The organism is Pseudomonas mercuritolerans, assembly GCF_025706525.1.
Taxonomy (GTDB): domain Bacteria; phylum Pseudomonadota; class Gammaproteobacteria; order Pseudomonadales; family Pseudomonadaceae; genus Aquipseudomonas; species Aquipseudomonas mercuritolerans.
The window spans coordinates 274,196-286,737 of the sequence record NZ_JAMSHA010000008.1 but is presented as its reverse complement, the minus strand read 5'-3'; the positions used below and the strand labels follow the sequence as shown (position 1 = coordinate 286,737).

At 61.0% G+C, this 12,542-nt stretch carries 11 protein-coding genes and 1 riboswitch; of the genes, 7 read left to right on the top strand and 4 right to left on the bottom strand.

Features of this window, described 5'->3' with window-relative positions:
* Positions 1 to 119: 119 nt before the first annotated feature.
* From ND528_RS22555 to ND528_RS22545, 3 genes are read left to right on the top strand one after another with little or no spacing between them, the layout of a single operon-like run.
* Complete coding sequence (locus ND528_RS22555) at positions 120 to 302, top strand: CPXCG motif-containing cysteine-rich protein (protein WP_130912867.1); 183 nt, start codon at positions 120 to 122, stop codon at positions 300 to 302.
* 9 nt (positions 303 to 311) lie between these two features.
* Positions 312 to 572: a putative signal transducing protein gene (locus ND528_RS22550; protein ID WP_130912868.1), complete on the top strand. Its 261-nt coding sequence runs from the start codon at positions 312 to 314 to the stop codon at positions 570 to 572.
* 35 nt (positions 573 to 607) lie between these two features.
* The gene (locus tag ND528_RS22545; RefSeq protein WP_263471276.1) at positions 608 to 1,231 is read left to right on the top strand and encodes an SOS response-associated peptidase; all 624 of its coding nucleotides are present in this window, start codon (positions 608 to 610) and stop codon (positions 1,229 to 1,231) included.
* A gap of 99 nt (positions 1,232 to 1,330) precedes the next feature.
* On the opposite strand, the gene ND528_RS28725 is transcribed toward ND528_RS22545, so the two are convergent.
* The gene (locus ND528_RS28725; protein WP_263471275.1) at positions 1,331 to 3,472 is read right to left on the bottom strand and encodes a methyl-accepting chemotaxis protein; all 2,142 of its coding nucleotides are present in this window, start codon (positions 3,470 to 3,472) and stop codon (positions 1,331 to 1,333) included.
* A 250-nt stretch (positions 3,473 to 3,722) separates the two neighbouring features.
* Here ND528_RS28725 and ND528_RS22535 point away from each other — a divergent pair, with 250 nt between their 5' ends.
* A complete protein-coding gene (locus tag ND528_RS22535) occupies positions 3,723 to 4,538 on the top strand; it encodes a M48 family metallopeptidase (RefSeq protein WP_122507852.1) in 816 nt (271 codons plus the stop codon).
* Positions 4,539 to 4,654: 116 nt separating this feature from the next.
* On the opposite strand, the gene ND528_RS22530 is transcribed toward ND528_RS22535, so the two are convergent.
* The 3 genes from ND528_RS22530 to ND528_RS22520 all read right to left on the bottom strand — a co-directional run bounded on the left by ND528_RS22530 (position 4,655) and on the right by ND528_RS22520 (position 7,488).
* Complete coding sequence (locus tag ND528_RS22530) at positions 4,655 to 5,239, bottom strand: TMEM165/GDT1 family protein (protein WP_041479980.1); 585 nt, start codon at positions 5,237 to 5,239, stop codon at positions 4,655 to 4,657.
* A gap of 88 nt (positions 5,240 to 5,327) precedes the next feature.
* Positions 5,328 to 5,452, bottom strand: a riboswitch (yybP-ykoY riboswitch).
* 39 nt (positions 5,453 to 5,491) lie between these two features.
* Positions 5,492 to 6,490, bottom strand: a complete 999-nt coding sequence (locus tag ND528_RS22525) for a class I SAM-dependent methyltransferase (protein ID WP_016773244.1) — start codon at positions 6,488 to 6,490, stop codon at positions 5,492 to 5,494.
* Between the two features lie 32 nt (positions 6,491 to 6,522).
* Complete coding sequence (locus ND528_RS22520) at positions 6,523 to 7,488, bottom strand: 2-hydroxyacid dehydrogenase (RefSeq protein ID WP_263471274.1); 966 nt, start codon at positions 7,486 to 7,488, stop codon at positions 6,523 to 6,525.
* A 241-nt stretch (positions 7,489 to 7,729) separates the two neighbouring features.
* On the opposite strand from ND528_RS22520, the gene ND528_RS22515 reads away from it, so the two are divergent.
* From ND528_RS22515 to ND528_RS22505, 3 genes are all read left to right on the top strand, one after another.
* The gene (locus tag ND528_RS22515; RefSeq protein WP_137214143.1) at positions 7,730 to 8,359 is read left to right on the top strand and encodes a LysE family translocator; all 630 of its coding nucleotides are present in this window, start codon (positions 7,730 to 7,732) and stop codon (positions 8,357 to 8,359) included.
* A gap of 266 nt (positions 8,360 to 8,625) precedes the next feature.
* A complete protein-coding gene (locus ND528_RS22510) occupies positions 8,626 to 10,308 on the top strand; it encodes a fatty acid--CoA ligase (protein ID WP_263471273.1) in 1,683 nt (560 codons plus the stop codon).
* A gap of 338 nt (positions 10,309 to 10,646) precedes the next feature.
* Complete coding sequence (locus ND528_RS22505; protein WP_263471272.1) at positions 10,647 to 12,536, top strand: DUF1302 domain-containing protein; 1,890 nt, start codon at positions 10,647 to 10,649, stop codon at positions 12,534 to 12,536.
* Positions 12,537 to 12,542: the final 6 nt, after the last annotated feature.

Sequence of the window (12,542 nt, the reverse complement as noted above, 5' to 3'; positions counted from 1 at the left end):
CTAGGGTAAGTAAAGGGTTTGATCGAAAACCCGCGGGGCACGGTCTGAAAAGTAGCCAGACAAAAATAGCCCTGCAAATAGACCGGCGATTATACGCACAAGTCACTGGGGAGACCGCGATGCTGGAAAATGCACGCTATGAATGTCCGTATTGCGGTGAGGAAGTCGAGACCACTCTGGATTTGTCCGCTGGGGATCAAACGTATATCGAAGACTGCCAGGTGTGCTGTCGTCCGATCACCTTTGTCCTGCAGGTACATGAAGAAGAGTGGCACTTGGAAGTCTTCAGCGAAAACGAGTGAGGGCCGCGAATGCAGCGCATCTACGAACCGGCGAACCTGATGGAAGGCGAAATGCTCAAGGGCATGCTCGCCAATGAAGGGATCGAGGCGCACCTGATCGGCCGTGATCTGGTGGGCGGTGCGGGTGAATTGCCGATCTTCGGCCTGCTCTGGCTGTCGGTGGATAACGATCAGGCCGAATACGCCCGCGAGTTGATCACCGCGTACAATGCCGCGCTGCCGCTGCCCGGCGACGAACCGGAAAGCTTTCCCGGCACGCTGGTCTGTTAGGCTGGCCTTCGTTTTATTCAGAGTCGTGTTGCCCCATGTGTGGACGTTATGCCCTGTTTCGCTGGAACCGCGACTTCGCGGCCCTGCCAGGTTTTCCCGCCGATCAGCAGGCGCAGTGGAATATTTCCCCCAATGATTCGGTGTTGATGCTGCGTGCCGACGAAGACGGCCAGCGCACGTTGGCCCGTGCACGCTGGGGCCTGACGCCGCCGTGGCTGACCGATCTGTCGAAGACCCCGGCCCATGCCCGCGCCGAAACCGTCGCAGAACAGCCGATGTTTCGTGAGGCCTTGCGCTTGCGTCGCTGCCTGCTGCCGGCCAACGGCTTTTACGAATGGCGCGGCACCCAGCGCAAGCGGCCGTACTGGTTGACGCCGGGGGAGGGTTCTTCGTTGTTTTTCGCGGCGATCTGGGAAGCGTATCCGGTGCAGGAGCAGGTCTGGCTGAGCACGGCGGTGATTACTCAGTCGGCGGCGAGTCAGCGGCGGCCGTTGATTCTTGATGAAGCGGGGCAGGCTGCCTGGCTTGATCCTCAAACGCCGCTGCATGTGTTGCAGGGTTTGCTCGCCAGTGAGCCGGCGGCGCTGCGCGAGCGGGTGTTGGCGAATCTGGTGAATGATCCGAAGTTGAACGGGCCGGAGTGTCTCACCCCGGCGTGATGAGTGATCTGTGCCGGCATATTCGCGAGCAGGCTCGCTCCCACATGTGAATGCAATCCAACTGTGGGAGCGAGCCTGCTCGCGAAGAGGATCTAAAGATCAAACCTTGAACTGATTGATCAACCGCCGCTGCTGTTCCGCCAGTTTGGTCAACCCGGCGCTCGCCGAACTCGATTCATCCGCACCGCCGGCCACTTCATTCGCCACCTGACCGATGTTGATCACATTGCGGTTGATGTCATCGGCCACTGCGCTTTGCTCTTCCGCCGCACTGGCAATCTGGGTGTTCATGTCGTTGATCACCGACACGGCCTGGGTAATCGTCTCCAGCGCCTCGGCCGCTTTCGCCGCGTGCTGCACGCTTTCGTCGGTGCGGTTCTGGCTGTCTTCCATCACGCGCACCACATCGCGGGTGCCCTGTTGCAACTGCTGGATCATGCTCTGGATTTCTTCAGTGGCCTTTTGGGTTTTCTGCGCCAGATTGCGCACTTCATCCGCAACCACGGCAAAACCGCGACCCTGCTCGCCGGCCCGGGCGGCTTCGATTGCCGCGTTCAGTGCCAGCAGATTGGTCTGTTCAGCGATGCCGCGAATGGCGGTGAGGATGGCATTAATGTTTTCGCTGTCCTTGGCCAGCGTCTGCACCACATCGACAGCCTTGCCGATTTCCACCGCCAGTACGCCAATCGAATCCGATGTGTCGCGCACGATCTGCATGCCCTGGCTGGCGGCCTGATCGGCGTGACTTGCCGCTTGTGCGGCCTGGGTGGCATTGCGCGCCACGTCCTGGGCGGTGGCGGTCATTTCCTGCACCGCGGTCGCCACCTGATCGATCTCGGCCATTTGTTTCTGCACACCGATGTTGGTGCGGATGGCGATGTCGGCGGTGTGTTCCGAGGAATCGCTGACGCTCTGCACCGAGGTCACCACTTGCGTGATCATCGCCTGCAATTTGGCGAGGAAGGTGTTGAAGCCTTTGGCAATCGAGCCCAGTTCATCGCTGCGGTCGCTGCTCAGACGCCGGGTCAGATCGCCTTCGCCCTGAGCGATGTCATCGAGCATGGCGACCATTTGCTTGAGTGGCCGCGCAATGCCGTGACCCACCAGCCAGATCACCAGCAGGCCGATGCCGGCGATGACCAGACCGACCATGGCCATGCCGAAGGTGTCGGATTTGCGTTGGGCATCAAGGTCGGCCTGGAGGTTTTGCAGATCGGCCATGACCGCGTTGAGCGGCAATTGCAGCATCAGTGTCCAGCGTGCGTCGGTCTGGCCGATGCCGAACGGCAGGTACAGTTCGATGCGGCCCTTGGCCTGATTGACCGAATAGGTCACTTCGTCGCGCTTGAGGTTGGCGAGGTTGCTGCTTTGTTCAGCGTCGAGGATGTCGCTGACTTTCTCGCCGAATTTACTCGAGTCCTTGGTGTACGCAACGATCCGCCCGTTGCCGCCGACCAGCGCCATTTCACCGGCGCCGCTGTAAAGCTTCTGGTTGGCGGCGAGCAGCATGTCCTGAATGAAATTGACCGAGAGGTCGGCACCGACGATGCCCTGGAATGCGCCGTTGATCATGATCGGTTCGATGAACGAGGCGAGCATGACGATCTTGTCACCGACCTTGTACGGTGCCGGGTCGATCACGCAGGCTTTCTTCGTCTCTTTCGAGCACAGGTAGTACTCGCTGGCGCGTATGCCGGTGGACAGGGTTTTCTGATCGTCGACATCGGCCAGTTTGTCCACGCCCAGGCTGCCGTCGGTATTGCGGAACCACCACGGCAAAAAGCGGCCGTTGGCCGGATCGATACCAACTACAGAGCTGCCGATGTAGGCCGCGTCATTGTGGTCCAGTGCGTTTTTTTCCCAGCCGATGTAGGTGCCGAGAATCTTCGGGTTCTTTTCGACGTTTTCCTTAATCAGGCTGATCAGTTGTTCGCGGCTGACGCTCAGGCGCGGCTGGCCGTCGGCGCCGGTCGCGCCGAGCAGGGCGTTCACGCGTACCAGACCGCCGGCAATCAACAGCGGCGCTTCGAGTTCGCGCTGGATCTGGCTGACCTGGGTCTGCGCGAGCGAGGTCAGGCGCTGTTCGATGACTTGCTCGAACTGCGCCTGGGTGCGCTGTTGCACCATTTCTTGCGTGCGAGCGCCGGAGAACAGCGCGTACAGCACCAGCGCCGCGACCACGCTCAGAACGATGGCGCCGGCCAGGGCGGCGACGGAAAACTGGATCGACTTGAACTTCATGGGAGCTCCGCACGCAAGAGGACAATCTGCGAGGGATTTATCGGCGGGGTGTGCAGGGCCATGAGAGACGTTGGTCGGAATCGGCCCGCGATGTCGCTGATGGATCGGTGCGCGGCGGATTCAATGCGCTTGAGGAATTTCCACGAGGTCTTGCGGCCATAGGTGAATGTACGCGCAATGCGTCCGTTGTATCTGGCGCCAATACAATTAGCCGCCTAGGATACGCCTCAGGTTTTCAGGGAGCTTTTGAATGAACAAGACATTAGTGGTAAGTGCTTTGAGCGCAGCGCTGTTGCTGGCCGGTTGTCAGTCGGTCAACACCACCAGCGGCGGCGCCGTGGGCGTGGAGCGCAAGCAGTACATGTTCAGCATGCTGTCCTCGCAAGAGGTCGATCAGATGTACGCGCAGTCGTATCAGAAGACCGTCGGCGAGGCGTCGAGCAAAGGTGTGCTGGACAAGACCAGCCCTGAAGCCAAGCGCGTGCAGACCATCGCCAACCGCTTGATCGCCCAGGCGCCAACATTCCGCCCGGACGCGGCGCAGTGGCAATGGGAAGTCAATCTGATCAAGAGCGATGAGCTCAACGCCAACTGCGGTCCCGGCGGCAAGATCATTTTCTACACCGGACTGATCGACAGCCTGAAACTCACCGACGATGAAATCGCTGCGGTCATGGGCCATGAAATCGCCCACGCCCTGCGCGAGCACGGTCGTGAAGCGATGTCCAAGGCGTACGGTATGGAGATGGCCAAGCAGGGCGCTGGTGCCCTGTTCGGTCTGGGGCAGGACAGCCTGGCGCTGGCCGACACTGTGGCCAACTACGGCATGACCCTGCCCAACAGCCGCGCCAACGAAAACGAAGCCGACCTGATCGGTCTGGAACTGGCCGCCCGCGCCGGTTACAACCCGAACGCGGCGATCACCCTGTGGGACAAGATGAGCAAGGCTTCCGAGGGCGCGCCACCGGAATTCATGAGCACCCACCCGGCATCCAGCAGCCGCATTGCTGCGTTGCAGGCAGCGATTCCGAAGGTGATGCCGCTCTACAACAGCAGCAAGCGATAAGCTGCAAGCTGCAAGCTAAAGCAGATGTGCGTGGCTTGCAGCTTTTTACTTGCAGCTTGCAGCTTGCAGCTTGCAGCTTGCAGCTTGCAGCTTGCAGCTAGAAGCTTGCAGCTGCTTCAAACCCAGCCGCTGCTCTGCATCGCTTTATAAACCGCAACAATCGCCAGAATCATGAACGCCGAAGCCGCGAGGCGGCGGATCAGGGTCAGTGGCAGTTTCTCTGCGGCAAAGTTACCCGCCAGGACCACCGGCACGTTGGCAATCAGCATGCCCACGGTGGTGCCGATAATCACCAGCCACAGTTCCGGATATTGCGCGGCGAGCATCACCGTGGCGATCTGCGTCTTGTCGCCGATTTCCGCGAGGAAGAACGCGATCAGCGTGGTCAGGAACGGGCCGAACTTGCGCGCCGTGCTGGCTTCGTCGTCATCCATTTTGTCCGGGACCAGGGTCCACAGCGCCGTGGCGGCGAAGCTGGCGGCGAGGATCCAGTGCAGGACGGCGTCGGAGAAGAAACTGCCGACCCAGGCACCTACCGCACCGGCTGCTGCGTGGTTGGCCAGAGTCGCGGCGACAATCCCGGCGATGATCGGCCAGGGTTTGCGGAAGCGAGCGGCGAGAATCAGCGCGAGCAGTTGTGTCTTGTCGCCGATTTCGGCCAAGGCAACGATAGCGGTGGGAACGAGTAGCGAGTCCAGCATCAGGGATTTCCTAAGGGGCGGGTCGACACGGCTATGACACGTACAGCCTTCCCGCCCCGGGTAAGGTGTGCGTGTCATAGGTCTTGTCAAACCCTGCGATCCGTCTGGTGCGGACGCTTGGGTCGCATACGCCATGATCTGAGGATCAAGTATGTTGACGTATGCCGGACGAGCTTGGCGCTCGTGGGAGACTACTCCCCTAGGACGGAGCGGATTCTGCCTAGGCAAATCCGATTGGGCAAGAACAAATTTTCAACCGCGCTTGGCCCGGTAAATCCGGAAACCGTTGCCTTCGGCCTTGATTGCACACACGCCTAGGTGCTCCTCGATCAGCGGCTGATACTTGAGGAAGCTGTTCGCCACAAGGCGCAGTTCGCCACCGTTTTTCAGATGTTTCGCCGCTTTTCGCAGCAGGTTCTCCGTAGCGAAATAATCGGTGTGCACGCCGACATGGAACGGCGGATTGCTCAGAATCGCGCTCAAACCCATCGGCGCGGCGTCGATGCCGTCACCGGTCAGCACTTCGGCTTCCAGGCCATTGGCGGCCAGGGTCAGACGGCTGCTGGCAGCGGCGAACGCGTCGACATCCAGCAACGTCACCTGATTGTGCGGATAGCGACGTTTCACCGCAGCCCCGAGCACGCCGGCGCCGCAACCGAAATCGAGCAGATGGCCGCTCGGCAGTTTGTCCAGATGCTCCAGCAGCAGGGCGCTGCCGCGATCCAGTCGCCCGTGGCTGAACACGCCCGGCAGGCTGATGACTTTCAACGGCCCTTCGGCCAGCGGCAGTTCGTACGTCTGCGCCAGGCTTTCCAGCGGTTTCGCTTCAGGCGCATTGGCCACGGTGACTTGCCAGAGCTGGCAGTGGCGAGCGCTGTCGAGTTTGCGCGGTTTGCCGAACGGGTTGAGCTGTTTCGACGCGCCTTCGATACCGCTGCGTTTTTCCCCGACCAGAAACACTTCACGCCCGGCCAGACGCGACGCCACGGCGTTGAGGATGTAGTCGGTGAGGTCCTTGGATTTGGGCAGGAACACCACAGCGCTGTCGAACTCGCGCTCCGGGACATTCACGCCGAACTGGCTGCGGCCTTCGAAACGCGCGTCCAGTGCGGCTTGGTCGCCAGCGTGCCAGCACCAGCCGAACGCATTCGGCAGACGCCCGAGCAAATCATCGGCGGGCAGGCCGGCCAACAGCAGCGAACCCTGGAATAACTCGGCCTGACGAAGCAGTACTTCACTGCGCGGATCCATAACTGCTCCTTGAAAAAAAGTGCCGCAGTTTATCAACTGACGACCCGCAGCGCCTCACCGCTGAAGAACGCCCGGGCGTTTTCGCTCAGTTGCCCGACGATACGCTGGCGCGCCTCGCGACTGCCCCAGGCATTGTGCGGGGTGACGATCAGGCGCGGGATATCGGCGGCGAGCAGCGGATTGCCCTGGGTCGGTGGCTCGACACTCAACACATCGGTCGCCGCACCGCCGAGGTGGCCGCTACGCAAAGCGTCGGCCAGCGCTTGCTCGTCGATCAAGCCGCCACGAGCGGTATTGACCACGAATGCGCCGGGCTTCATCGCGGCCAGCTCGCCGGCTCCGATGAAGTTCCGGGTGTGCTCGTTGAGCGGGCAGTGCAGGGTCAGGGCGTCGATCTGCGGCAGCAGTTCTTCCAGCGGCAGGCGATCCGGCCGAGCCGGGCGCCCCGGAATCTGCCCGAGCAACACGCGCATGCCAAACGCTTCGGCCAACCGCGCCACGGCGCCACCGAGTTCGCCATGGCCGAGCAGGCCGAGTGTTTTGCCTTGCAGTTCGACGATCGGGTAGTCGAGCAGACAGAACTGTTTCGCCTGTTGCCAGCGGCCTTCGCTCACAGCCTTTTGATAGTCGGCCAGGCGCGTGGCGAGGTTGAGCAACAGCATGATCGTGTGTTGCGCCACCGACGGCGTGCCGTAAGCCTGGCAATTGCACACGGTGATGCCGTGGGCGCGGGCGGCAGCGAGGTCGACGTTGTTGGTGCCGGTGGCGCTGATCAGGATCAGTTTCAGCTGCGGGTTGGCAGCCATTGCAGCGGCGTCGATCATCACCTTGTTGGTGATCGCCACACTGGCGCCTTGCAGGCGTTCGCTGACTTCTTGCGGCAAAGTCTGAGCGAACAGCTGCAAGTCGCTGAAGCATTCGCGCAACGGACCGAGGTCCAGATCGCCGAGATCCAGCGAAGGGTGATCAAGGAATACCGCGCGGCGCGTGTTCGTCATCAACTGTACCTTTTGTGCTGTGAGCGGAGGGCGTACTCTGCCGAGCCTACCAGATGAAACAATTGGTTACTCGACACCGAAATGCCCTGAACCACCTGTGGGAGCGAGCCTGCTCGCGAAAGCTCTGGCCCATTCAACATCTCTGTTGGCTGACCCAGCGCTTTCGCGAGCAGGCTCGCTCCCACAGGGAAAGCATTCGGCAATGAGCCCAGTGTGAACATTCGAATCCTGAGGAGCCCCCATGTACTGGACCGAGTTCTTGACCGTTGCCCTGATCCATCTGCTCGCCGTGGCCAGCCCCGGCCCGGACTTTGCCGTGGTGGTGCGCGAGAGCGTGACCCATGGGCGCCGCGCCGGCACCTGGACCGCGCTGGGCGTGGGCTCGGCGATTTTCCTGCACGTTGGCTATTCGTTGCTCGGCATCGGTCTAATCGTGTCGCAGTCGATCGTGCTGTTCAACGCGCTGAAGTGGGCCGCCGCCGCGTATCTGCTTTACATCGGCTTCAAGGCCTTGCGCGCGCAACCGGCGAAAACCGTCAACGATGACTTGCACCGGGAAACCGGCGTACGCACCGCGCGGGGCGCGTTTACCTCGGGCTTCGTCACCAACGGTCTGAACCCGAAAGCCACGCTGTTTTTCCTCTCGCTGTTCACCGTGGTGATCAACCCGCACACGCCGTTGGCGGTGCAGGCCGGTTACGGCGTTTACCTGGCGGTGGCGACAGCGATCTGGTTCTGCCTGGTGGCGATGCTGTTCAGCCAGCAACGGGTGCGCGCCGGCTTCGCCCGCATGGGCCACTGGTTCGACCGCACCATGGGCGCGGTACTGATTGCTCTCGGCGTGAAAATCGCGTTCACCGAGATGCATTGAGCACTGGAACACATCAATCCCTGTGGGAGCGAGCCTGCTCGCGAAAGCGCCAGTCCAGTCACCAAAAATGTCGACTGACCCGACGCCTTCGCGAGCAGGCTCGCTCCCACCGGTCGTGTTTTCTTCAACTTCGGCCCGAAATGCTGGCGCAAAGCTAGCATTTGTACGGCTCTGCAAATCATTCCTTTGGCTGATTTGACTGTCATGCAGGCGCACTAGAGTACGAATCTCTCCGCCAACACCGTGCAGTCAGAAAAGGGATTCTTATGTTGCAGACTCGGGTCATTCCGCCGGCCGATGGGGCCTACCAGTATCCATTGCTGATCAAACGGCTGCTGATGTCCGGCGCCCGTTACGAGAAAACCCGCGAAATCATCTACCGCGACCAGTTGCGCTACAGCTATCCGACCCTGATCGAGCGGGTTGCGCGGCTGGCCAACGCGCTGACGGCTGCTGGCGTGAAGGCCGGTGACACCGTGGCGGTGATGGACTGGGACAGCCACCGTTACCTGGAATGCATGTTCGCCATTCCGATGATCGGCGCGGTGATTCACACCATCAACGTTCGTCTGTCGCCCGAGCAGATCCTCTACACCATGAACCACGCCGAGGACCGCTTCGTCCTGGTCAACAGTGAGTTCGTCGGGCTGTATCAGGCCATCGCGCCGCAGCTGACCACGGTGGAGAAAACCCTGCTGCTGAGCGATCTTCCGGAGAAAACCGCAGAGCTGCCGAACCTCGTCGGCGAATACGAGCAACTGCTGGCCGCTGCGAGTGCGCAATACGATTTTCAGGACTTCGACGAAAACTCGGTGGCCACCACGTTCTACACCACCGGCACCACGGGCAATCCGAAAGGCGTGTATTTCACCCATCGGCAACTGGTGCTGCACACCATCGGCGTGGCGACGATCATGGGTTCGATCGACAGCGTACGCCTGCTCGGCACCAACGATGTGTACATGCCGATCACGCCGATGTTCCACGTCCACGCCTGGGGTTTGCCGTACGTGGCGACCATGCTCGGGCTCAAGCAGGTCTACCCGGGCCGTTACGATCCGGAGTATCTGGTGGAGTTGTGGCGCAAGGAGAGGGTCACCTTTTCCCACTGCGTGCCGACCATCCTGCAGATGCTGCTCAACGCCAAAGCCGCGCAAGGTGCGGATTTTGGCGGCTGGAAAATCGTCATCGGCGGCAGCGCGCTCAACCGCAGCCTGTATGAAAACGCCAAGGCCCGTGGCATTCAGCTGACGGCCGCGTACGGCATGTCGGAAACCGGGCCGCTGGTGTCCTGTGCGCACCTCAACGACGAACTGATGGCCGGCGGCGAAGACGAGCGCACCACTTACCGGATCAAGGCCGGCGTGCCGGGACCGTTGGTCGAAGCGGCGATTGTCGACGGCGAGGGCAATTTCCTTCCGGCTGACGGCGAAACCCAGGGCGAACTGGTGCTGCGCGCGCCGTGGCTGACCGAAGGCTATTTCAACGAACCGCAGAAGGGCGCCGAGCTCTGGGCCGGTGGCTGGTTGCACACCGGTGACGTCGCCACGCTCGACAGCATGGGCGTGATCGATATTCGTGATCGCATCAAGGACGTGATCAAGACCGGCGGCGAGTGGATCTCCTCCCTCGACCTCGAAGACCTCATCAGCCGGCATGCGGCGGTACGCGAAGTAGCAGTGGTGGGCATTGCCGATCCGCAGTGGGGCGAGCGTCCGTTTGCCTTGCTGGTGGTCCGCGAAGGGCAGGTGATCGGCGCACGGGAACTGAAGGAACACCTCAAACCGTTCGTCGAGCTGGGGCACCTGAGCAAGTGGGCGATCCCCAGTCAGATCGCCCTTGTTACCGAAATTCCCAAGACCAGTGTCGGCAAGCTCGACAAGAAGCGCATCCGCCTCGACATCACCGAATGGCAGGCCAACAACAGCACCTTCCTCTCGACACTTTAAGTGCCTGCTGGCGCGCCGAAACCGGCGCGCCAGACCCACCAAGCAAGCGCTTGGCTTGTGAAATCGAAAAAATCAGCCATCCTTGCCGTGCCGACTTGTGTCGGACTGGCGAAAGGACTGTTCCAGAGTGGTTGGCGGCTGCAAATCACACTTTAGAGGGATCAAGCACTACCACCCGCTGGATATAGTCCGCTCAAGGACTTTTTAGAAACGGAGCACACGCACTGATCGGGGCGAGCAACTCTGGAGCGATTTCGGGCAGCCCTGGCGCCCGGTCCTCCACAGCGTTTTTTAAAAGTACTCACTGCCATAACAATAATGCACATGGAGTAGCGTCGATGACCTCAGCAAACCAGTTCTGGCGCCGGGCGAAACTGCCTCTGGCGGTCAGTCTTGCCTCCTCGCTCGCCGGGCCTGCATTCGGCGTCAGTTTCAACGTCGGTGAAATCGAAGGCCAGTTCGACTCGTCCCTGTCGATCGGTGCCAGTTGGTCTACTCAGAGCCCGAACAAGAACCTCATCGGCGTCAACAACGGCGGCCGCGGCCTGTCGCAGACTTCCGATGACGGGCACGCCAACTTCAAGAGCGGCGAAACCTTTTCGAAGATCTTCAAGGGTATCCATGACCTTGAATTGAAATACGGCGACACCGGCGTGTTCGTCCGTGGCAAATACTGGTACGACTTCGAACTGAAGGACGAGAGCCGCGAATTCAAGGACATCAGCGACAGCAACCGCAAAGAGGGCGCCAAGTCCTCCGGCGGGCAGATCCTCGACGCCTTCGTCTATCACAACTACGCGATTGCCGATCAGCCGGGTTCCGTGCGTCTGGGCAAGCAGGTAGTGAGCTGGGGTGAAAGTACCTTCATCGGCGGCGGTATCAACTCGATCAACCCGATCGACGTTTCCGCATTCCGTCGTCCTGGCGCCGAGATCAAGGAAGGCCTGATTCCGGTCAACATGTTCTATGTGTCGCAGAGCCTCACCGATAACCTCTCGGCCGAAGCGTTCTACCAACTGGAATGGGACCAGACCGTCGTCGACAACTGCGGCACCTTCTTCTCCCAGCCGGACATCGTTGCCGACGGTTGCGACAACAATTTGCGCGTACTGAACAAGCGTTCGCAGATTCCGGCCGTCGCTTTGGGGCCGTTGGCCGCCAACGGTGTCAACGTCGACGAAGAAGGCGTGCTGGTGCGCCGTGGGCCGGACCGTGACGCGCGTGATAGCGGTCAGTGGGGCGCGTCCCTCAAATACATGTTCGAGCCACTCGACACCGAGTTCGGCGCCTACTTCATGAACTACCACAGCCGTGCGCCGATCTTCAGCGCCACCGGTGCCCCGCAATCGGTCTACAACACCGCTGCCGGGTTGCCGGGGCCGTTTGCCGCACTCGCACCGCTGCTGGTTGCGGGCAACTCCAATTACTTCATCGAATACCCGGAAGACATTCGTCTCTACGGTCTGAGCTTTTCCACCACCCTGCCTACCGGTACGGCGTGGAGCGGTGAGATCAGCTACCGTCCGAACGCGCCGGTACAACTGAACTCCACCGACATCCTGTTTGCCGGCGTGCGTCCACTGGGCGGCGCGCTGACCAACGCTTCGCTGCTCACTGGCGTGCCGGGTCAGGATCTGCATGGCTATGAGCGCAAGGAAATCACCCAGATCCAGACGACGTTCACGCACTTCTTCGATCAGGTCATGGGCGCCAGTCGTCTGACCCTCGTCGGTGAAGTCGGCGCGACCTACGTCGGTGGCCTGGAAAGCCGCTCCGACAAGCGTTATGGACGTGACCCGGTCTACGGTCCGGGTGAGTTGCCGGCCACTGGCACAGTCGATACCTGCGCCAACATCCTCAACAACAGCACGATCAACGGTGCAGGCCCGGGTTCGCCGCAGAACAACCGCAGCCGCAATTGCGAAAACGACGGTTTCACCACGTCGATGTCGTGGGGCTACCGTGGTCGGGCGATCTGGGAATACAACGACGTGTTTGCCGGTGTGAACCTCAAGCCGAACGTGGCCTGGTCCCACGACGTCAGCGGTTACTCGCCAGGCCCTGGCGGCAACTTCGAGGAAGGTCGCAAAGCGGTCAGCCTGGGTGTCGATGCCGAATACCAGAACACCTACACCGCGAGCCTGGCCTACACCAATTTCTTCGACGGCAAGTACACCACCGTGGACGACCGCGACTTCGTGGCGCTCAGCTTCGGCGTGAACTTCTAAGCACTG